The sequence below is a fragment of the Millionella massiliensis genome (assembly GCF_900104655.1).
In the GTDB taxonomy this organism is placed as follows: domain Bacteria; phylum Bacteroidota; class Bacteroidia; order Bacteroidales; family Rikenellaceae; genus Rikenella; species Rikenella massiliensis.
This window is the reverse complement of sequence record NZ_FNWD01000002.1, coordinates 616585-638016: the sequence shown is the minus strand read 5'-3', so window position 1 is coordinate 638016 and position 21432 is coordinate 616585. Positions and strand designations below refer to the sequence as shown.

General features: G+C 52.8%; 16 protein-coding genes. 6 read left to right on the top strand and 10 right to left on the bottom strand.

Going from position 1 to position 21432, the window contains the following annotated elements; all coding sequences use genetic code 11:
• The first annotated feature begins 11 nt into the window (after positions 1-11).
• The 4 genes from BQ5379_RS02710 to BQ5379_RS02695 all read left to right on the top strand — a co-directional run bounded on the left by BQ5379_RS02710 (position 12) and on the right by BQ5379_RS02695 (position 7618).
• Complete coding sequence (locus BQ5379_RS02710) at positions 12-1010, top strand: fimbrillin family protein (protein ID WP_159431203.1); 999 nt, start codon at positions 12-14, stop codon at positions 1008-1010.
• A 169-nt stretch (positions 1011-1179) separates the two neighbouring features.
• Positions 1180-2256, top strand: a complete 1077-nt coding sequence (locus BQ5379_RS02705) for a fimbrillin family protein (protein WP_071134016.1) — start codon at positions 1180-1182, stop codon at positions 2254-2256.
• Positions 2257-2278: 22 nt separating this feature from the next.
• Positions 2279-4573 (top strand): DUF4906 domain-containing protein, encoded by a 2295-nt coding sequence (locus BQ5379_RS02700; protein WP_071134015.1) that lies wholly within the window; start codon positions 2279-2281, stop codon positions 4571-4573.
• 738 nt (positions 4574-5311) lie between these two features.
• Positions 5312-7618, top strand: coding sequence for a beta-galactosidase (locus BQ5379_RS02695; protein ID WP_071134014.1), 2307 nt, complete (start codon positions 5312-5314; stop codon positions 7616-7618).
• Positions 7619-8515: 897 nt separating this feature from the next.
• On the opposite strand, the gene BQ5379_RS02690 is transcribed toward BQ5379_RS02695, so the two are convergent.
• Positions 8516-9160: an OmpH/Skp family outer membrane protein gene (locus BQ5379_RS02690; RefSeq protein ID WP_071134013.1), complete on the bottom strand. Its 645-nt coding sequence runs from the start codon at positions 9158-9160 to the stop codon at positions 8516-8518.
• Positions 9161-9292: 132 nt separating this feature from the next.
• On the opposite strand from BQ5379_RS02690, the gene ruvA reads away from it, so the two are divergent.
• Positions 9293-9883 (top strand): Holliday junction branch migration protein RuvA, encoded by a 591-nt coding sequence (gene ruvA / locus BQ5379_RS02685; RefSeq protein ID WP_071134012.1) that lies wholly within the window; start codon positions 9293-9295, stop codon positions 9881-9883.
• A 127-nt stretch (positions 9884-10010) separates the two neighbouring features.
• A complete protein-coding gene (locus tag BQ5379_RS02680; RefSeq protein WP_071134011.1) occupies positions 10011-12266 on the top strand; it encodes an inorganic phosphate transporter in 2256 nt (751 codons plus the stop codon).
• A 692-nt stretch (positions 12267-12958) separates the two neighbouring features.
• Here the strand turns inward: BQ5379_RS02680 and BQ5379_RS02675 are convergent.
• The 9 genes from BQ5379_RS02675 to BQ5379_RS02635 all read right to left on the bottom strand — a co-directional run bounded on the left by BQ5379_RS02675 (position 12959) and on the right by BQ5379_RS02635 (position 21249).
• On the bottom strand, positions 12959-13438 hold the full coding sequence (locus tag BQ5379_RS02675; protein WP_071134010.1) for a DUF456 domain-containing protein: 480 nt from the start codon (positions 13436-13438) through the stop codon (positions 12959-12961).
• Positions 13439-13640: 202 nt separating this feature from the next.
• Positions 13641-15428, bottom strand: coding sequence for an alpha-L-fucosidase (locus BQ5379_RS02670; RefSeq protein ID WP_205408190.1), 1788 nt, complete (start codon positions 15426-15428; stop codon positions 13641-13643).
• 94 nt (positions 15429-15522) lie between these two features.
• Positions 15523-16095, bottom strand: coding sequence for an electron transport complex subunit RsxA (rsxA, locus tag BQ5379_RS02665; protein WP_071134009.1), 573 nt, complete (start codon positions 16093-16095; stop codon positions 15523-15525).
• Between the two features lie 21 nt (positions 16096-16116).
• Positions 16117-16710 carry an RnfABCDGE type electron transport complex subunit E gene (locus BQ5379_RS02660; protein WP_071134008.1) on the bottom strand — a complete coding sequence of 198 codons (594 nt, stop codon included), beginning with the start codon at positions 16708-16710 and terminating at the stop codon, positions 16117-16119.
• Positions 16711-16712: 2 nt separating this feature from the next.
• A complete protein-coding gene (locus BQ5379_RS02655) occupies positions 16713-17507 on the bottom strand; it encodes an RnfABCDGE type electron transport complex subunit G (protein WP_071134007.1) in 795 nt (264 codons plus the stop codon).
• 5 nt (positions 17508-17512) lie between these two features.
• A complete protein-coding gene (locus BQ5379_RS02650) occupies positions 17513-18496 on the bottom strand; it encodes an RnfABCDGE type electron transport complex subunit D (protein ID WP_071134006.1) in 984 nt (327 codons plus the stop codon).
• Between the two features lie 14 nt (positions 18497-18510).
• Complete coding sequence (rsxC, locus tag BQ5379_RS02645; protein ID WP_071134005.1) at positions 18511-19854, bottom strand: electron transport complex subunit RsxC; 1344 nt, start codon at positions 19852-19854, stop codon at positions 18511-18513.
• Positions 19847-20818: a Fe-S cluster domain-containing protein gene (locus BQ5379_RS02640; protein WP_071134004.1), complete on the bottom strand. Its 972-nt coding sequence runs from the start codon at positions 20816-20818 to the stop codon at positions 19847-19849. Before BQ5379_RS02640 ends, rsxC begins: the two co-directional genes overlap by 8 nt.
• The gene (locus tag BQ5379_RS02635) at positions 20818-21249 is read right to left on the bottom strand and encodes a SoxR reducing system RseC family protein (RefSeq protein ID WP_071134003.1); all 432 of its coding nucleotides are present in this window, start codon (positions 21247-21249) and stop codon (positions 20818-20820) included. The genes BQ5379_RS02640 and BQ5379_RS02635 overlap by 1 nt, the downstream gene beginning before the upstream one ends.
• Between the last annotated feature and the right edge of the window lie 183 nt (positions 21250-21432).

The following is a 21432-nucleotide window of genomic DNA, read 5'->3' as shown; positions in this document are numbered from 1 at the left end:
CTTAACTAATGATGAAAAAACAACTTTATCTGCTTGCCGGAGTCGCAGCGATTCTGGCAAGTTGTAGCAAGACCGAAACGGTCGAACAGGCACCTTCGCGGACGATTGACTTTGCTGCTTCATGGGTCGGAAACTCTGTTGATTCGAAAGCTACTGTATCTGAAGTAAACAAAGGGAATCTCGACAAATTCTATGTCTTTGCCGGTTATAAAGACAATATGACGCATGTCTTTGAAAACGCTGAGATTTCTAAAAGCGATGGTCAGTGGACATACCAACCGCCGGTTCGTTATTGGGCTCCTGGTGAATCGTACAAGTTTGCGGCATATGCTCCGGAAATCGCAGGCGGTGCTGGCTCCGTTACTGCAGATCTCACTTCAGGCCATTTGACCATAACTGATTATGTGGCTTCACCTGACATTCAGAATGACTTGATTTACGCTGAATACGCTGTAGAGAGTAGCCAGATTAATGAAAGTTATGCAGAACCGGTGAAATTTAACTTTAGCCATATTCTCTCGATGGTTAAAGTAACATTCAAAAGTAAGTTCGCTGCCGGAATTACTGTGAAAATCAGTGATTTCAAACTCTATAATGTGGCATCTAAAGGTACCTTCAATGGAACTGCATGGTCGGGCCAATCGGAACTGGTAGCTGAGGGAGCTCCTTTCACCGCAACCATTAATGATATTAAAAATACTCAGATTCAACCGGGTGGCATGGGCGACGCTTCGAGTGAAACCCCTGATTTTGCTGTGATTCCGCAAAACGCAGGTACCAACAATGTTACCGTGTCATTCAAAGTGCAAGTACTCAATGAAGCAGGTCTCCAGGTAGGGGCAGATAAAACGTTGACTGCTAAAATTACTACTGACTGGGCACAAGGTAATCGATACAATTATACGATCGTTCTGGAAGGGGATGATACCGGTCTGAAACCGATTGTATTTGGTGCTCCCGAAGTATCAGGAATTGGAGATGGTGGAACGTCGGAAATCCAAGCTCAGTAGTACATTCGTTGTTCTCCAACGTAAAATGAATTGTACTGTCTTGCCGGACTAGCTCCAAAATTCCAAAATCATCTTTGACAAACCCTATTAGGAGCTATCCCGACATTTAGGCCGGGCGGGGTTGAATGTTCCCCTCCCGGTCACTATTCAAACTGTCAAACAAGTTACCATGAAACGAAAAGATATGGGACTCCCGGTTATGGTGGGGGTGGCGTCGCTCCTTTTGCTTGCCGGCTGCTCCAAGGAACAGAACAACACCTCGCCCATCAATTCGGACCGTCGTATCGAGTTTCGCTCGGCCGACGTCCCGGTGACAAAAGGTACCGAAATTACAGAAGTGGCGGATGGCAAGGCCTTTGGAGTCTCGGCCTGGTACGCCAAACCCAATCCTGACGGAAGCTATTACGCGGGGTATAAACCGGCCTTCTACAATACCGCTGTTACACGAAGTGGCAGTACCTATTATTACGATAACCCGGTCTACTGGCCGGTGGATCCGAATATCTGTATTCGCTTCTTCGGGTGGTATCCCTACGATGCGGGGACGGTTTCCGAACAAACCGTAACGCCTCCTCGGTTAAGTTTTCAGGTGGCTCAAAACGTTCCCGAGCAGGTCGATCTGCTGTATGGAGTCACCGAGCCGCTGAATAACTATGCTAATCAAGATCCGGTAAAATTTAAGTTTAATCATGCATTGACCCGCGTTCGCTTCGCGGTCAAGTTTGCGGATGATGTGCCCGATGGATACAAAGTGGATATCAAGGAATTATATATATCGGGTCATGACAAGGGAACTTTGACTTTCCCAGCCACCCCGAGCGATACCCCGACGTGGACGTTGGATGAAAACAGTTGGAACTATTACAATCTGACTTCCGGAATGGTCAATAACACGGGTATCACGGCAGCGACGCCGCGTGAGGCGGTGAATATTACCGCTGCGGGCTACGATTTGTTTATGGTACCGCAGAAGATGATCCAGTTTTCTGCCTCGGAAGGTACGGGTGTCACGGGTAACGGGATCCGGATTGCGTATCGGTTGAACAACGGGTTGGCAGAAAGCGATCCCGGTTATCGTTACATCGACAACGTGGTCGAGATATCGCTGGTCGGACAGTCCCCCTGGCAGGCCGGAAAAGGTGTCCTTTACACCATTGTGATCGGACCGCGCAATGCCAGTGTGGTGCTGCAGAGCGATGACTGGCAGGACGGTAATCTGGGGAATGAGGGTGTCGATTTTGAATAAGTATATGCAAAAGTGTACGGATATGAAAACGAACAAGAAAACAGCGATTTGGACCGGCTTGTTTTTGGCTGCGTTGACGCTTTTTAGCGCATGTCAGAAGCGGGATTCCGATGGTTTGGACATTGGCGACGGCCAGTCGATATATTTGAGTATGGCGGTACCTGAGATCGAAGAGGTGGTCGTTACGCGGGCCATGGCTTCCGACATTGAGAAAGTGATCTATTCGGTATGGATACTCGCTTTTGACCAAAATGGAACGTGTTTTTACAAAGAGTCTGTGCACGACGGTTTCGAGGCCAACAAACCGTATGATGCCCACCGTGCGCTGGCTATTCCCAAACAGACGGGCGATCAGTATAAAGAATGTACGGTGTGGGTGTTGGCCAATGTGGGTAAATACGACGGCGCCGAAGGCTCGTACGATTTTGAGAGTGTTACGACTCTGGATGATTTCAATCAGTTGTATGCCTACCGGTTGTTGCAGGACAACGGTTCGGGTACGGCTTCTTCGCCCCGGAAATGTCTGCCGATGACCGGATCGGCGCTTAAGGTCGATTTGACGCAGGCCACTTCGATTGGGCGTCCACTAAGTATTAAGATGGAACGGGCCGTAGCAAAAGTCAGCTTCAATATCTCGGTTAAGGAGGGGCTTGAATTCTATTTCAACAACTGGAGCGTCGAGGGGCTTTCGCGTTACACCTATGTGGCCGACCAAGGCGTAAATCATGACTATGCCGATGATAATCAGGGTATTACGGACCCTTACAATCCGTATTATCCCTCGAATGTAGACGAAAGTAATTTGGTAACGGTGGGTGTAGGTGCGTGGTTGACTGATGCGAATCTTAGTGCTGCAGCCGGTGGATTTTATACCTACGAAAATCGTCGCGGAGGTCGTTTAGGCGCCCCTAATATAGGGAATCTGCAAGGTGATGCGGGGGATTATGCCCAGGAAATCAAGGATAAAACAGACGCTACGGGAACTGATCCGAGGTTTAAAACCCTTTATGCCCCGGCCAATGCTGCGTTTTTGGTGTTGACGGGTCTGATCCGTGACCAGGTCACCCAGAATGTGGCGTCGTTTACTTACAAGATTGCGCTTGGGGCGAACAATACCAATGATTACAACCTGCTCCGCGACCACAATTATGTCTACAATATCGGGATTAATGGAACGACCTATAACGATATTACGGTCGATGCATTCGATTCACGGGTACATGAAGCCTATGCGTTGCAGATCAGCGCGCCGGAGAGCGAGCGGATGGACGCCCATTTCGACAAACGTTATCTCGATATTACGGCTTCGGCAGGTGAATTGGAGTTGCAGTTCTACCCCACTATGAAAGACGCGGAAGATGGTACTAATCCGCTTACCGCGGTGGATTGGATCAGTCTGTCCAAGATGAATACTTATAATATCGATATTGATCCGGATGAAAATGTCGTACAAAAAGCCACGTATGCGGATATTAGCCGACAACGCTTTTATGTCTATACGGATGAGAATTTGTCGACCACTTCGCGGTCGGTGGTGTTGAAGGTGACGCACACGCCTGCTTCCGAAAGTTCTGAAATTGTCAAGAATCCAGTTTCGCGCTATTATACCTATACGCAGGCCGGAATGATCGAGGCCAACGGTTTGTGGGTGGAGAGCTATGAAGAGTACGGGATGAACCTCGACCCCTACAGTTCGGATCAACCGACTCAGGGGCTCCAGTGGGGATGGTCAGGTGTAGAAGCGTTTACTCCTAAAAACAATTTTGACGATGCCACCTATGATCTTACGTCTAATCAAGATGGAATGGGAAATACTTTAAAGATAATAACCTATGAGGCAGCAGGAAATAGTGCTTTTAATGGCGTTGATGTGAATTCTATATATAACAATTATGCAGCTCGTTATTGTGATAATAAAAATAAACGAGATAAAAACGGTAAAATTATTGAACATAAGTGGTATCTCCCTGCTATTGATGAGTTGAAGCCGTTGACACTTTCTGTTACAACTGATAATGCGTCATGGAAACCTGAATCAATGGTTGGGAAAGGATATTGGAGTGCTTCTGTTCCTTCATTCGAAGAGGTGAATAAGAAACCATGGTGGTTGTTTTGGGACTTTACGGGATTGGTATGGTCTTGGATTCAAGGTTATATAAACAGCCCAGATAGCGAATTTTATTATACAAAAGTTGCTAAAGCTGCTATTGATGGGGAGGAGCAACGAGAAACTATACCGGGTGGTATTTCTGGTAGCGAATGGTTTCCAAAACGTGTAGGAATGAAGCATGTCCGTGCGGTGCGAATAAAAGAGTAATATTATTGTTATAACTGAGAATTAAAACGTGTATCAAGGGCAACCACATTGGTTGCCCTTGATACTTTATATGGGAATTTCAGGTATTGGGGGCGTCCAATAATTGAGTATGGATTATTAAAGGTAATAACTTGTTGACTTTGATATTTCCTGGAAGCACCACCCCTCACTGCTCCACCGCGAGCACGTGTCGCGGGCACCCCGACAGAGGGGTTTCTAACGACACAAGCGATACGCAGTATCGCACGCTCCACCGCGAGCACGCGGGGCCCGCGCGGCAGCGCAGTCGATGAACCGTTTATCCGCAAACAAAAGCCCGCTCAAAGAGAAACGAACAATTCGCGCAACGGCGAATCGTTCGTTTCTCTCTTTATCGCGTTTCGCGGGCTTTTTGATGCAGTGCATCGCGAACAGTCTGGAACTGCCCTCACGCCGGGCGGGCGGTGGCTTCGGCCACTCCGAATGAATGGTATTACCTCGAATAGCGGTCATACCAAAGTTTTGCGGAATACGGCTGTTAGAGGTTCTGCCTAATTTCTTGGCTTGACAATTATTTCAGGCACTACCCCTCCATTGCTCCGCCGCGAGCACGCGGCCGCCGCCCGCGCAGGGCAGTCAATGAACGGGTTTGTCGAAGTCCGCATAATTCCCTGTTAAGCATCTTGAAATACCTTTTGGTTTGGCTTTTACCGGGTTATTTACTATCTTCGCCAACTTCCTACCAAACTCCTTTTTATCATGAAAAAAATCCTGCTATTTTGTGCGACGGCTCTGCTGTTGCTCACACAAAACAGTTGGGGAAAACGGTTCGAAATCGCCGACGGTAAGTTCCTGCTCGACGGAAAAAGCGTTCAGCTCATCTGCGGCGAAATGCACTATCCCCGTATCCCCAAAGAGTACTGGGCCGATCGCATGCGGCGTGCCAAAGCCATGGGGCTCAACACCGTTTCGGCTTACGTCTTCTGGAATTTCCATGAGCGTAAACCCGGTGAGTTCGACTTCAGCGGACAGGCCGACCTCGCCGAATTCGTACGCACCGCTCAGCGCGAAGGACTCTTCGTGCTGCTCCGTCCGGGGCCCTATGTTTGTGCTGAATGGGATTTCGGCGGTTACCCCTACTGGCTCCAGAAAGAGAATATGACTGTCCGGAGCAAAGACCCCAAATTCCTGGCAGCCTGCAAACGTTACATCGACCGACTCGGCAAGGAACTCGCACCGCTTACGATCGAAAACGGTGGTCCGATCCTGATGGTACAGGTCGAAAACGAATACGGCTCCTACTCCAACGACAAAGAGTACCTGGCTGCTCTGCGTGACATGCTGAAAAACGCCGGATTCAACGTGCCGCTCATTACCTGCGACGGTGCCGGACAGATGCCCAACGGTTATGTTGATGGTGCACTGCCGACCGTGAATGGAGCCGTGGGCGAAGATATTATCCGCACGATCGACCGTTTCCAAAAAGGCGGCCCCTATTTCGTAGCGGAGTTCTATCCTGCCTGGTTCGACGTTTGGGGCCAGCATCACTCTTATCGTGACTATCACAGCCCCGTGCAACAGCTTGAATGGATGCTCGAACACGGCATCAGCATCAGCATATACATGTTCCACGGGGGTACGAATTTCCAGTATACCAATGGGGCCAATACGGCCAACGGTTACGCTCCGCAGCCCACCAGTTACGACTACGACGCACCGCTGGGCGAATGGGGGAATGCCTATCCGAAATACATGGCTTTCCGCGAGATGATCCAGCGCCACTTGCCCGAAGGGACTATCCTGCCCGATGTCCCGGCAAACAACCCGGTAGCCGGTTTTGCGCAGGTAACCCTCGATGAATGTGCACCGTTGTCGGTTGCTTTTGACACGCGCGTAGAGTCCGATACGGTTCTGACGATGGAAGATCTGGATCAGGACTTCGGCTATATCCATTACGAAACGACGATCGATCGGCCGGTGAAAGGTTCGCTCGTGATTGACGAACTGCGCGACTATGCCGTGGTGCTGGTCAATGGCCAACAGGTCGGAAGCCTCGACCGCCGTCACCGTCAGAACCGTCTGGAGGTCGACATTCAACAGGTCCCGGCCAAACTGGAAATTTTGGTTGAAAACGTAGGCCGTGTCAACTATGGGCCTGACATTCTGAACAACCGTAAAGGGATCACGCGAAAAGTGACGCTCAATGGTCAGGAGTTGCGCGGATGGACCATCACTCCCCTGCCCCTTTACAAAGCCGAAACCGGTAAGTTTAAGTTCAAAGATGGAGATCTGACCGACCAACCGGCTTTTTTCCGCGGTACGTTCACCATGGACAGCGTGGGCGACTGTTTTGTCGATACCCGTGGCTGGGGCAAAGGGGCCGTTTGGGTGAACGGTCATTCACTGGGTAAGTATTGGAACATCGGTCCGCAGCAGACCCTCTATTTGCCGGCTCCGTGGCTGAAAAAAGGTAAAAACGAGATTGTCGTTTTCGCTATGGAGAACACTGGTAAACGGACGATCCAAGGGTTGACCGAGCCGATTCTGGACTCGCTGGGCGAAGATCCCAATGCGGTGAAGGCTCCCAAACGCGACCTCAGCAAACAACCGATTCTCGATGCCGGTGACATCATTTTGCGCGGTACGATGCAGGCAGTAGATGACTGGCAGACCTTTGATCTGGCCAATACGGCAACGTTGCGTCACCTGGGGCTGCAGGTTATGTCGTCGTACGACAGCACCTATTCTTGCCTGACCGAGATCGAACTGATCGGTGCCGATGGGAAACCCCTGAAGAAGGATGCCTGGAAGGTTATCTATGTCGATACGGAGGAGACCGTAGGTAACGAAGGTATTGCCGAATATCTGTTTGATGGTGATCTGAAAACCTACTGGCATTCGCAATGGCAGGGTAAAGCCAAACCGTTCCCCCACCATGTGATTATCGATCTGGGTGAGATTTCGACGGTTAAAGCGGTACGTCTGCGTCAGCGCGATCCGAAGATGGCTGGTAATGTCAAGGATTTTGTTTTGTACGGACGTCCGCAATTCTTCCTGTTCAAATAAGTGAACGCATATAGACGGTTAGCAGTAGCTTGTTAATCGTTTGAATTGCTGAAGTTGGAAGTACTACCCTTCATCGCTCCGTAGCGAACACGGAGTGTTAGGATATTTTGTCAGAGGGGGATTACTTCGAATTGAGGTTGTCACAAACAAATCATTGCTCCGCCGCGAGCACGCGGCCGCCGCCCGTGCAGGGCAGTCGGAGAACAGTTTATCTGACAAATCAAACTTGCTCAAAGAGAGACGAACGATTCGCCGTTGTGCAAATCGTTCGTCTCTTTCTTTAGCGCTTTCGCGGGCTTTTTGAGTACAATATTGCGTACAGTACGGAACTGCCCTCACGCCGGGCGGGCGGTGGCTTCGGCCACTCCGAATGAGGGGTATTGCCTCGAATAATTGTCATCCAAAAGTTTACGTAGTGTGGCTGTTAGAGGTTTGCCTGATTTCTGGGTTTGACAACACTTAGAGGCACTACCAATCATCGCTCCGCCGCGAGCACGCGGACGCCGCCCGCGCAGGGCAGTCGATGAACGGTTTATCTAAAAATAAAGCCCGCTCAAAGAGAAACGAACGATTCGCCGTTGAGCGAATCATTCGTTCCTTTCTTTATCGCCTTCGCGTTTTTTTGAAAAACAGCATTGTGAACAGTACGGAACTGCCCTCACGCCGGGCAGGCGGTGGCTTCGGCCACCCCGAATGAGGGGTATTGCCTTAAACAAAGGCAATACGAAAGTTTAAGTATGTTGGCAATTAAAGGTGCTACCAACTTTCGACACCTGTAATAAATAGCATTATCGAAATTATTGATGGTTTATTTAAAAAATAACCGCCGGGCATCAAAAACGAAACGGGGACTTCTCAAATCGAGAAGTCCCCGTTATCTATCAGGGTTATCTAAAACTATTTTTTCGCTTTTTCAGTGTTCTGCTGAGCACGATACTCTTCGTTCAGTCCTTTCAGCAAATCGTCGGTAATGTTCAGTGCGGGATCAGCGATCAGTACCGTATTGGCCCCTTGGGTGCTGATAATCATGCTGTATTTCTTCTCAGCATTGTATTTCTTTACATACTGCATGATGGCATCGCTGATTTTGTTCATCATCACGGCCTCTTCTTCAGCCAGTTCCTGCATCATTTTATCACGATACTCCATAACCGACTGCTGTTTCTGTTGCAACCCGGCTTCGATGTTCTGCGCTTCGGAACGGGTCACAAGCCCTTTCTGCACTTTTTCCTGATAGCTGCGCACTTCGCTGTCGAGACTCCGACCTTTGGTAGTCAGTTCGTTCTGAGCCTTTTCGCTTTTCGAAGCAAAGGCAGCCTGCAGGTCGATCGCCATATCATAACCGCGCATGATGGAGTCGATCTGGATGTAAACGATCTTACCGTTATAGTCGATACCGGCTTCAACGGTAGCGGTTTTGGCCGAATCGGCGGCATTGCCGGCGGCAGCACCGCCTTTTTCCGACGAGCCGCAACCGACCGTCATCAAACCAGCAGCCACAATCGCTGCAAAAGATACAATGTTGAGTTTAGTTCGATTCATATTTCCGTTAAAAATTGTTGAGTTTCCAGTTTTAGGATACAAATATGGGAAAAATATTCGTTCCAACACCCTGCTCCCCAAAATCAGGCCGGAAAAATTTACCTTTGCATTCGGTTATCATATCCGCGTGCCATGTACGAATACATCAAAGGGAAAATCATAGAACTGACCCCAACCTACGTCGTGATCGAAAACGGCGGGATCGGCTATCTGCTTCAGATCTCGCTTCAGACCTATACGGCACTGAACAACAGTACCGAAGCGACTCTCTATATCCATCACATCATCCGCGAAGACGCCCAACTCTTCTTCGGATTTTCGCAACCCAAAGAGCGTGAGCTGTTCCGCCTGCTGCTGACTGTGTCGGGGATTGGAGCCAATACGGCCCGGATCATGCTCTCGTCGTACAGCGTCGACGAGATGGTTCAGATTATTGCAACCGGAAACATAGCCGCCCTCAAAAGCATCAAGGGTATCGGAGCGAAAACCGCCGAACGCGCCATTGTTGATCTGAAGAACAAAGTGCTGAACGTCGCCGCCGTATCCGACGCCGCACCGGGTATCTTCGCCGAAGTCACCGAAAACATCGAAGAGGCCATCTCGGCCCTGACCATCCTCGGTTACCCGAAATCGGCATGTGAAAAAATTGTTAAATCGATCTGTCGCGAAAATCCGTCACTCAGCGCGGAATCGATTATTCGTCAGGCTCTTACCCAACTTTAACGTGTCTCGAAAGTACCGGTAGCAGCGCACGATAATTGTTAATTTAAGATTAATTAGGTACTTTCGCCTGAGATTTTGCGCCCAACGGACCGGGCGCTGAGTACAGAGAAATCTTAACCTCCACCATATGGATAATATCTACCTGGTAGTCGTCGTCATATTGATGGCGCTCGCCGTTTCCGACCTGATCGTAGGGGTCTCGAACGACGCAGTCAACTTCCTGAATTCCGCACTCGGCTCCAAAGCCGCTCCGCGGTACGTTATTCTTCTTGTAGCATCGGCAGGTATTCTCCTCGGCTCCATTTTTTCCAGCGGTATGATGGAAGTGGCACGCCGGGGAGTTTTTTATCCGGAAAACTTCTACTTTCCGGAGATGATGATGATCTTTCTGGCGGTCATGTTTACCGACGTGATCCTGCTGGATATGTTCAACACCTTCGGACTGCCCACCTCCACCACCGTGTCGCTCGTCTTCGAACTGCTGGGTTCGGCCGTAGCCGTGGCACTGGTCAAAATCTGGAACGCAGGGGGCAGTATGGCCGAGCTTCCCATCTACATTAACTCCGGAAAGGCTTTGGGGATCATATCCGGGATCTTGACATCCGTCATCATCGCCTTTATCACCGGAACCGTGGTGATGTATATCACCCGTGTGATCTTCTCGTTCCACTACCAGCGGTCGTTCCGCTACATCGGTCCGCTGTGGTGCGGTATCGCTCTGACTGCGATCTCTTATTTCGCCATTTTCAAAGGGCTGAAAGATACCTCCATCATGCCTCATGCGGCCATGGAGTGGATGAATGCCCATACCTTCCAGTTGCTGATCTACTGCTTCGTCGGATGGACCATCCTGATGGCGCTGATCCAGTATCTGTTGAAGTTGAATATCCTGCGTCTGACCGTGCTGGCCGGGACCCTTTCTTTGGCACTGGCCTTCGCAGGTAACGACCTGGTAAACTTCATCGGCGTATTTGTGGCCGGTTTCGACTCTTATAATATCGCTTCGGCAGCCGCAGCATCCGGTGTCGATGTCTCCACACTCAAAATGTCGGGCCTGGCTGGTGCAGTTCCCGCCAACCCGCTGATCCTGTTCATCGGTGGTTTGGTGATGGTGGTGACCATCTGGCTCTCGAAAAAAGCCCGTTCGGTTTCCGATACCGAAATTAACCTCGCCCGTCAGGATGACGGCGTGGAACGTTTCGGCTCGACTTCACTCTCCCGTGCCATCGTCCGTGGCGCCGTCAACTTCAACAAGAAATTCGCCAAATACGTTCCCGAACGGGCGCAACGCTTCATCGAACGTCGTTTTGAACCGATGGCCGTCTCCGAAACCGAAGACAAAGCTCCGTTTGACCTGATCCGCGCAACAGTCAATCTTTCGGTAGCCTCGATCCTCATCGCTTCGGCCACCTCGCTGCGCCTGCCGCTTTCGACTACCTACGTCACCTTCATGGTAGCCATGGGGTCGTCGCTGGCCGACCGCGCTTGGGGACGTGAAAGCGCCGTATACCGTATCACTGGCGTGCTGACCGTCATCTCAGGCTGGTTCCTCACTGCAGCCGTGGCGTTTACCGTAGCCTTTGTCGTTGGGTTGATCCTGATGTATGGTGGTAACATCGCCATCTTCGTACTGGCAGCCGTCTGCGCTTTCATCCTCTTCCAGAGCAAAGTCCTCTTCTCGCGTCGTCAGAAGAAAGAAGCTGCACGTCAGGCCTACTACAAAGCCGATGATAAAGAAGTCAACATCATCGACGAATCGACTCAGGAGATCTGCAACGCCATGCAGACCATGACTAAACTCTACAGCGACACCCTCGAAGGCCTGGCTAACGAAGACCGTCGCAAACTGAAAGACACCATGCGAGCCGCCGAACGGATGTATCAGGAGGCGCACGAACGTAAGTACCGCCTGTTGCCGATTCTCCGTAAACTGGAAGCGAACAATATCGACACCGGACACTATTACGTTCAGGTGGCTGACTATGTGAATGAAGTAGCCAAAGCGTTGGTTCACATAACTCGTCCCAGCTTCGAGCACATCGATAACAACCACGAGGGGCTGAGTCCCGCTCAGTTGGCCGACCTCCAGGAGATCAACCAACGCGTATCGGCCATCTATGACGAGATTATCCGCATGCTGCAAACCAAGGATTTCAGCAAACTGGACGAAACGTTGATGCATCGTGACCAGTTGTTCGAAACCCTTGCCCATGCGATCAAGAATCAGATTTACCGTGTTCGCGACAACGCATCGAGTTCTCGCAGCAGTATGTTGTACCTGGAGATTATCAACGAGACCAAGACGATGGTTCTTCAGTCGCGCAACTTGCTGAAAGCTCAGAAACACTTTATTTCTGATCCCGATTCCGTACAGAACATGTAACCACGATCGGTTATATTCTTCCCCAAAGAGCGAGGCTAAACTTCATAAAAGTTTAGCCTCGCTCTTTGGTTATTTTAAGTACCAAGGTAACTCGTACTGTTTTAATGTAGTAAATGTCTGAGAGTACCTACATGAGAGCGTGTTAAGTGGATCGTTTGTTTCTTTTTGAGCAGGCTGTATTCGCAGATAAATCGTTCATCGACTGCCCTGCGCGGGCGGCGTCCGCGTGCTCGCGGCGGAGCGATGATTGGTAGTTCCTCTAAGAGTTGTCAAACCCAGAAATCAGGCCAAGCCTCTAACAGCCGTACTACATAAACTTTGTTAAGGCAATTATTCGAGGCAATACCCCTCTGACGGGGTGGCCGAAGCCACCGCCCGCCCGGCGTGAGGGCAGTTCTGTACTGTACGCAATACTATACTCAAAAAGCCCGCGAAAGCGAAAAAAACAGAAACGAATGATTCGCACAACGGCGAATCGTTCTTCTCATTGAGCAGGCTTTATTTTCAGATAAAACGGTTCATCGACTGCCCTGCGCGGGCGGCGTCCGCGTGCTCGCGGCGGAGCGATGATTTGTTGACTGCGGCGACTGGTAGGGCAAATATTTTTACGTCGTAACCATGATATAAGAATCCTTCAGAGGGAAAGGCAATGTGCTGGGAGCGCCACTGAAAAAGTGATAAACACCGACTTGTCAATCTATCAGTGCTAAGATCAATTCATACAGCACATAGAAGCAAAGCCCTAACTTCAGCCCTGTACCGACCAAAAAACCGATAAAACTGCCGATGGTCGCGACCAAAGCATCCGTTCCGGATTTTTTGGCATAGAGCACTTCGCCGAGAAAGGCGCCGAGCAACATGCCGAGAATCATCCCGATCGGTGTAAAGATAATGCCGACAAACATCCCGATGACCGATCCCCAACTTCCGGCCTTGCTTCCGCCGAAACGTTTGAGAATCATAGGGGGCAGGAAATAATCGGCCAGAAATACCACTACCGTTACACCGGCCATGATCCACATGTAAGTATTGCTGAAAGGCGTATATTCGCTCCACCGCCCCAGCCACAGGCTCAGGTAGGCCAACGGTACGCCCGGCAGGGCCGGTACGATCGAGCCGACCATGGCGATCACCAGCGTAACGAAAGCGAGAATCAGCAGAAACAGATCCATGTATTTAGTGTATAATGGGCTTGTGAGTCAAAATAAAATACCGGATTCACGCCTCATGCGAAAATCCGGTGTAAGATACGAATATAATTGGGAATTGCAACGTTAGCACGCTGGGTGCCCATAGAAGGTGGTTCTTTACAGAGAAGAACTCCGTTATATCGTCAGTGCTGTTGAAACTGCGGAAAGCGATTTGCGATCGGTGTTAGAACAGCACCGGTTTGAGCGAAATGGCACTGAGGCTGGCGTTTTGCCGATCACCATCGGTCAACCGAACCGTCAGGGTGTGTTTCCCGGGGTTGTCGAAACGGAGCCATCCCATCGGGCGGAATGTGTAAATCGAAGAAGAACCCTGCTGGTTGTGCAGCAGTACCCCCTCGTCGGTTTCGATTTCCCAAACTTGTCGGCCACTCCCTTTGACCTTCAGTTCCACATGGTATGTCCCCGGTTCCTTCACCATGACCTCCCAGGTAACCTTACCCCCTTTGTACAGGTCGTTCGTGCGGGCAGCGTGTTTCCATTCGCCGAATTTCTCCATCCAGCTCTCTTTCGAAATGGAGGCTCCATCGGCCTTAGCAAAGTGAACCGACAACTCGTTGGTACCAATTTCGGGATCCAGCGCGATGGTGTTGTCTACCTGGATATCCTCGTCGGCGCAGGTCAGTTCGATAACCGAGATCATCGGATCCGGTTGTCCGCACGGAAGTTCAAGGACCGTCCATCCGTCATCGGTGCGGCTGAATGACAGTTTGCGTGCTTTCTGTTCCGTGAGCAGTGCAGCCGAGCGAAGTTCTGTGAGCAGTCCCGGCAGGTAGAGTTTCCCGGTTTTGGGCCATTCGTAGACAGTCAGGTAAAGTTTGTTGCCCTGTCGCACAACATCGCCCCAGGGTAGTGCGTGGCGCCACGGCGAGGCTTGAGCTCCGTAAATAACCTGCGGATAGCGGGCGATCCATTTCCCGGCCGAACGGAGGGCACGTTGGGCGTATTCGGGGACGTTGCCCAGCTGGTCGGGCCCCACGTTGAGCATATAGGTGCCACCGCGTGCGACGGTCGAGATCAGGTTCTGCAGAATTTGCGTCGGGCTTTTCCAATTTTGATCATACCAGGCGTAGCCCCATACGTCGTTGGTCACATCGACACTTTCCCACAGACCGTCGATATTCTCCAGCGGCACCTCCATATCACCCAGCGTCTGGTAGTCGCCCAGGTTGTAGCCTACTCGCCCCGATACGAGGGCTTTGGGTTGGTTCTTGTGAACCACGTCGACCAGTTGCTCGGCGTATTGCTGCGGGATACCGCCCGGGGTGTCGAACCAGATGAGCTCGATATCGCCGTAGTTTTTGGTTAGTTCTTCGACCTGCGGGAGGCATTTGGTCTTGAAATAGTCGTCGAAGGTTTTGGGGTTGCCTTCATAATCGACACACGGGGCGCCGGCGGCTCCCGGAGTGGTCCAGTCCTGGTTGTGCGAGTAGTAGAAACCGAAACCGATTCCGACCTGTTTGCACGCATCGGCCAGTTCGCGCATCGGGTCGCGACCGAAGGGGGTGGCATCGACAATGTTGAACCGATCGCATGCCGAGTGGAACATGGCGAATCCGTCGTGGTGCTTGCTGGTCACGATAATGTACTTCATGCCGGCATCCTTGGCGAGTTGGGCGATTTTCAGGGCGTCGAATTCGCTCGGGTTGAATTCGCGGGCGGTGGCTTTATATTCGTCGCGGTTGGCGTTGGCCATGTTCACGTCGATCATCCACTCACCGATGCCGTAGTAGGTTCTGCCGTGCCATTTGTTGGCCAGGTGGGAGAAGAGGCCCCAGTGGATGAACATGGCATAGTTGCCCCATTCGAAGCGGTGGCCCCGTTGGGTAGTCGTGTCGGTTTGTTTGGCTTGTTGTTCGCCCCACATCTGGTCCATGCGTTGTTGGGCGCAGACGGGCAAGGCACACTGTCCGAGGGCCAGCAGGGCGATACCGGTTTTGAGTAAAGAGTTCATAAAAAGTAGGGTTGGGGTTAAAAAATAGCCAGACTTGAAAAAAGTCTGGCTAAGATACAAAATATTCCTGATTCGTAGAATCCCGTGTACTGGCTTATACGAGCCCGGAGAAGCCCATGAAGGCCATGGCGAGGATACCGGCAACGATCAGGGCAATCGGTACACCTTTGAAGGCTTTGGGGACATCGGTGATCTCCAGTTTTTCGCGCAGGCCGGCGAACAGTACCAGAGCGACGGTAAAGCCGATGGCGGTGGCGGCGGAGAATACGACGCTTTCGGCCAGGTTGTACTCTTTCTGGACGAGCAGGATGGCGATACCGAGCACGGCGCAGTTGGTGGTGATCAGCGGCAGGAAGATCCCTAGTGCCTGATAGAGGGCGGGGCTGACCTTTTTGAGTACGATTTCCACCATCTGTACGAGGGCTGCGATCACGAGGATGAAGACGATGGTCTGCATATACTCGATGCCGAGCGGCACGAGCACTCCGTACTGGAGGGGGTAAACGACCAGTGCTGCGATGGTCATCACGAAGGTCACCGCACCGCCCATCCCCAGCGAGGTGGACACTTTATTGGAAACACCCAGGAAGGGGCATATACCCAGGAACTGGGCCAGTACGACGTTGTTGACGAAGATCGCACTGATGATGATTACGAAATATTCCATAGTCGAGAGAGAAAGATCGGATTATCGCAATTTTGCGGTGAATTTGTTGAACAGAACCAGCAGGTAGCCCAGCGCGATGAAAGCACCGGGGGCGAGAACGAAGACCAGAATGCCGTCGACTCCGGCGGGAAGGAATTTCGAGCCGAAGATGGAACCCGAGCCGAGAACCTCACGGACGATGCCGAGCAGGGTCAGCGAGCAGGTGAAACCCAGTCCGATGCCGAGACCGTCGAGCATTGAGGCGAAGGGGCCGTGTTTCGAGGCGAAGGCTTCGGCACGCCCGAGGATGATACAGTTCACCACGATCAGCGGGATGAAGACGCCGAGGGTGTTGTAGAGATCGGGGACGTAGGCCTGCATGACGAGCTGCACGACGGTCACGAAGGAGGCGATGATGACGATAAAGCTCGGGATGCGGACTTTGGCCGGAATGACGTTTTTGACCAGCGAGATCACGATGTTCGACATGATGAGCACAAACATCGTGGCGATACCCATACTCATGCCGTTGATGGCCGAGGTGGTGGTACCCAGCGTAGGGCACATACCCAGCATCAGAACGAATGTCGGGTTCTCTTTAATCAGCCCTTTGGTTATCAGTTGAAGTTTTGTCATGGTTATTCTCCTCCTTTCTGGGTGCTACTTGAGTCGCTGTTTTCTGCCGAGGCAGTGGCGCCGCTGTTGGCATCGTAGGGAAGCGCCCCTTTGACAGCGGTCGGGTCAAACTCGAATTTTTCTTCTTCGGGTTCCTGCGGCTTGGGTTTCGACACGGGTGCTTTTTCCTTTTTGGGTTCGGGTTCGGCTTTGGCAGTTGCTCCGGAGGTAGCTTCCACCTGGGTGTCGTTCAGTACGGCTTGCAGGATGTTGTAGGCACGTTGCACGGCGTCGGTAAAGGCGCGCGACGAGATGGTCGAGGCGGTGATGGCGTCAACATCGCCACCGTCTTTCTTGACGGCCAGTTTGAAGGTGGCGGGATTCTTGCCTTCGAACTGTACGGCGAAGTTCGATTTCGATTTCTGGATCTTATCGCCCAGACCGGGGGTTTCGTTCTGCGAGATCACCGAGATGTCTTTGATGGTTCCGTCGGGCAGGAAGCCGACCATCAGGGACATTTTACCACCGAAACCGTTTTTCGAGAAGGTTTCGATGGCGTAACCTACGGGTTCTCCGTTCAGGGTGGCGGGATATACGTTGACGTTTTCGCCGTCGGCCTCTTTGACGATGGCCTCTTCCGAGGGAACGTTGTCAAATTCGGGCATCACCTGGGCGATGGCGTCGTTGACTTTCTTGATCTGTGCCGCTTCGATCGGTTCTTTGGTCAGCAGGTAGATGCCGCCGACCGCTGCGCTGGATACCAGGGTGATGGATCCCAGCACGATCACCATATTTTTGAGTGAGCTTTGCATGGCCATATCTCTTACTTCTTTTTAGGGCTGCGGCCGCCGAAACGGCTGGGTTTCACATACATGTTAATCAGCGGAACGGTGGCGTTCATAATCAGGATGGCGAACGAGATCCCTTCCGGGTAGGCTCCCCATACGCGGATCAGGATGGTAATTACGCCGATCCCGATGGCGTAGATGATCTGTCCGGCCTTGCTCATGGGCGAGGTGACGTAGTCCGTGGCCATGAAGATGGCGCCGAGCATGGCACCGCCGGCGAAGAGGTGGAACAGCGGGTTCATGTATTGGGCGGGGTCGATCAGCCACAGAATCGAGGCGAAGACGAAGATGCTGCCCAATACGAATACGGGGATGTGCCAGGTGATGACTTTGCGGATCAGCAGGTAGATGCCGCCGATCAGCAGGGCCAGGGCGCCGATTTCACCCATCGAACCGTCTTTGAAACCGAGGAGCATGCCGCCGAGGTCGATGTTGGGCATGATGTCGGCAACGGGGGTTCCGGTTTTCATGGCCTCTTTGACGAAGGCCAGCGGGGTGGCGCCGGTGATGGCATCGACACCGGGGGTGTCGGGGAAGAGGGTCATCTGTACCGGGAACGAGATCAGCAGGAAGACACGACCCACCAGGGCGGGGTTGAAGAGGTTGCGGCCGAGTCCGCCGAACGACATTTTACCGATGCCGATGGCTACGAGTGCACCAAGCACGATCAGCCACGGCGAGATGTTGGCCGGAAGGTTGAAGGCCAGCAACGTACCGGTCACTACGGCGGACCAGTCGCCGAGGGTCGATGCGCGTCGCAGCATGAATCGATTGATCAGCCATTCGAAGAGCATGCAGGAGACGACGGCGATGGCGGTGACCACCAGGGCGTTCAGACCGTAGATGAAAAGCGAAAAGGCGAAGGCCGGAATCAGGGCGATCACCACGTCGCGCATGATCCGAGGTGTAGACAACTCCCCGTGCAGGTGAGGCGATGGGGCTACTATTCTATTGCTCATAATCTGGAATTTCTTTATTTGGCTTTTCGTGCCCGGATTAATTTCATGGTTTCGGCTTTACCCAGACGGATGTAGTCCAGCAGCGGCAGGTGCGAGGGGCAGGTGAACGCGCAGCAGCCACATTCGATACAGTCTGTCACGTGATGGGGCTCCAAGCGGTCGTAGAGGCGCAGCCGCGAGAGTTTCGAGATCAGGAAGGGCTCGAGTCCCATCGGGCAGGCGTCGACACATTTGGCACACTGGATACAGGGCATTTCGGGCGTGCGGAGCGACTCTTTCTCGCTCATCAGCAGCACACCGGAGGTACCTTTGGTGACGGGAGCGTCGATGTTGGCCATGGCGCGACCCATCATCGGACCGCCGTTGATGACTTTGCCGGTATCGGCGGGCAGTCCGCCGCAGGCTTCAATCAGGGCGCTGATCGGGGTACCGATACGTACCAGCAGGTTCGACGGCTGGGCGAGTTGTTTGCCGGTGACGGTAACGACGCGATCGACGATCGGGCGGTTTTTCTGAACAGCCTGGTAAACGGCATAGGTGGTGCCGACGTTTTGAACTACGGCGCCGACGTCGATGGGCAGGCCTCCGCTCGGCACTTCGCGTTTGGAGATGGCGGCGATTAGCTGTTTTTCACCGCCCTGCGGGTAACGCATTTTCAGCGGAACTACGCTGATTCCTTTATTGTACTGGCCGCTGCCGAGGATTTCGTTCAGGTGTTTGATGGCGGCGGGCTTGTTGTTTTCGATACCGATGTAGCACTGCTCCACTCCGAGGGCGCGCATCAGAATTTCGCATCCGACGAGCAGTTCTTCGGCGTGTTCGAGCATCAGACGATAGTCGGCGGTCAGGTAGGGTTCACATTCGACGCCGTTGATGATAAGCATTTCGGCTTTCTTGCCGGGCGGGACGGAGAGTTTTACCTGGGTCGGGAAGGTGGCGCCGCCGAGGCCGACGATGCCGGCTGCGGCGATTTTGGCAATGATCTCCTTGGGTTCCAGGTTGCACGTTTTGACCAGCGTGTCGGTGCGGTCGATGGCGGGGTTCCATTCATCCCCTTCGACGGCGATCGTCACGGCCGGTTTGCGGAGGTTGGCTCCGTCGGGCACGGCATCCACGCTGGTGACGGTACCGGATACGGAACTGTGGATGTTGGCGGATACGAAACCGGTCGCGGTGCCGATTACGTCGCCCACCAGCACCTTGTCGCCTTTCTGGACGGTGGCGGTGGCCGGTGCGCCGATGTGCTGGCCCAGCGGAATGGTTACGGTTTTCGGAATGTCGAATACCCGGATGGCTGCGTCTTTGCTGATTTTATAGTCGTGCGGGTGAACGCCACCCAGTCTGAAGGTCTTAAGCATGTTGTTCCCCTCCTTCTTCTGCGGTTTTGGTTTCCTTAGCGGGTGCTGCCTGCGGTTGTGCGGCGGCTGGAGCCGGTGCTGCTGCCGGCTTGGCGGCAGGCTGGGCTGCGTTGTTGTCGGTCGTGGCCGATTTTTCGGCGGGACGCGGCGGGAAGTTCACTTCCTGGATGGCGCCGGTCGGACAAACGGCTACGCATTTACGGCACATGCGGCATTTGGCCGGATCGATGTAGGCCACATTGTTTTCGAGCGTGATGGCGCCGAAGGGACAGGTCTTGACACATTTGCCGCAGCCGATACAGCCGACGGTGCAGGCTTTGCGGGTGATGGCGCCTTTGTCTTTGTTGATGCAGTTGACATAGACGCGGCGTCCTTTGGGGCCTTTTTTGCGGAGTTCGATCACGTTTCTCGGGCAGGCTTTCACGCAGGCACCGCAGGCGGTACATTTCTCTTCGTCGACTTCGGGCAGGCCGGTTTCGGGGTTCATGCGGATGGCGCCGAAGTTGCAGACGGTGGTGCAGTCGCCGTTGCCGAGGCAGCCGAAGACGCAACCGGTTTCGCCGCCGTAGAGCGAGGCTTCGACGGCGCAGGAACGGGCTCCGTCGAAGGTGTTGGTGCGGGGACGGTTGCAGTGCGAGCCGCCGCAACGTACCACGGCTACCATGGGCTCTTTTTCGGCGACGGCCTTACCGAGGTATTCGGCGATGACCTTCATGGTCGGGGCGCCGCCCACCGGGCAGTAGAGGTTCGAGATGTCGTCGTTTTTGACCAGTGCTTCGGCCATCCCCCGGCAGCCGGGGAATCCGCAGCCGCCGCAGTTGGCACCGGGAAGTTTGGCTTCAGTCTCGTCGATCCGGGGATCTTCATAGACTTTGAATTTCTGCGCAACGAAGTAGAGCACGACGGCTGCTATGAGTCCGAGCCCTACCAGGATGGCGATGGTGTAGATTAGTGTTACGTTCATTATTGTCCGATTTCTTTTTCGATTTCGATGGTAAGTTCACGATTGAGGCGGCAGCGCAGCAGTCGAATGACCAGAAAATAGAGACCCAGCAGCACGAGGGTCGAAATGGCGGCCACGGTTTCCTTGATTTGCACGGTCTGGAATACCAGCAGGGCGGCCACAACCAGAATGACGGGGACCAGATAGGCGATTACGACGGCTTTCAGACCGGCCGAACGGCGCATCACCAGGGTGATCTGTTCGCCGAGTTGGTAGCCTTGTCCGTCGTTGGCGAGGGTCATGCGTTTGCCCTGCCCTCCCCCTTCGCTGCATACGCTCTTCGCTTTACAGGCGGCGCAGGCTTCGGGACGACACACTTCGACCTCGATTTGGGTCGCATCGACGCGAATAACCGTAGCGCTTTGGCGAATGGTTCCTGATGAGTGGGTCATTTATTTGGGTTAGTGTGAATCGGTGGGAGCAATCGCTGGCGGTTGCGGTCACAAAAGTAACAAGTTTTTCGGTGTATGCGAATGGAAAATTTACGGTATAGTCAAGAAAAAGCTCCCCCGAGGGGGAGCCGGTAGGTGGGTGAGCGGTCGAAGCTGCCAGTCGGAAACGGGTGTCCGGACGGG

Bases quoted from the DNA above. Each gene is read 5' to 3' on its own strand.
- BQ5379_RS02710 (WP_159431203.1), top strand. From the start codon at position 12: ATGAAAAAACAACTTTATCTGCTTGCCGGAGTCGCAGCGATTCTGGCA.
- BQ5379_RS02705 (WP_071134016.1), top strand. From the start codon at position 1,180: ATGAAACGAAAAGATATGGGACTCCCGGTTATGGTGGGGGTGGCGTCG.
- BQ5379_RS02700 (WP_071134015.1), top strand. From the start codon at position 2,279: ATGAAAACGAACAAGAAAACAGCGATTTGGACCGGCTTGTTTTTGGCT.
- BQ5379_RS02695 (WP_071134014.1), top strand. From the start codon at position 5,312: ATGAAAAAAATCCTGCTATTTTGTGCGACGGCTCTGCTGTTGCTCACA.
- BQ5379_RS02690 (WP_071134013.1), bottom strand. From the start codon at position 9,160: ATGAATCGAACTAAACTCAACATTGTATCTTTTGCAGCGATTGTGGCT.
- ruvA (WP_071134012.1), top strand. From the start codon at position 9,293: ATGTACGAATACATCAAAGGGAAAATCATAGAACTGACCCCAACCTAC.
- BQ5379_RS02680 (WP_071134011.1), top strand. From the start codon at position 10,011: ATGGATAATATCTACCTGGTAGTCGTCGTCATATTGATGGCGCTCGCC.
- BQ5379_RS02675 (WP_071134010.1), bottom strand. From the start codon at position 13,438: ATGGATCTGTTTCTGCTGATTCTCGCTTTCGTTACGCTGGTGATCGCC.
- BQ5379_RS02670 (WP_205408190.1), bottom strand. From the start codon at position 15,428: ATGAACTCTTTACTCAAAACCGGTATCGCCCTGCTGGCCCTCGGACAG.
- rsxA (WP_071134009.1), bottom strand. From the start codon at position 16,095: ATGGAATATTTCGTAATCATCATCAGTGCGATCTTCGTCAACAACGTC.
- BQ5379_RS02660 (WP_071134008.1), bottom strand. From the start codon at position 16,710: ATGACAAAACTTCAACTGATAACCAAAGGGCTGATTAAAGAGAACCCG.
- BQ5379_RS02655 (WP_071134007.1), bottom strand. From the start codon at position 17,507: ATGGCCATGCAAAGCTCACTCAAAAATATGGTGATCGTGCTGGGATCC.
- BQ5379_RS02650 (WP_071134006.1), bottom strand. From the start codon at position 18,496: ATGAGCAATAGAATAGTAGCCCCATCGCCTCACCTGCACGGGGAGTTG.
- rsxC (WP_071134005.1), bottom strand. From the start codon at position 19,854: ATGCTTAAGACCTTCAGACTGGGTGGCGTTCACCCGCACGACTATAAA.
- BQ5379_RS02640 (WP_071134004.1), bottom strand. From the start codon at position 20,818: ATGAACGTAACACTAATCTACACCATCGCCATCCTGGTAGGGCTCGGA.
- BQ5379_RS02635 (WP_071134003.1), bottom strand. From the start codon at position 21,249: ATGACCCACTCATCAGGAACCATTCGCCAAAGCGCTACGGTTATTCGC.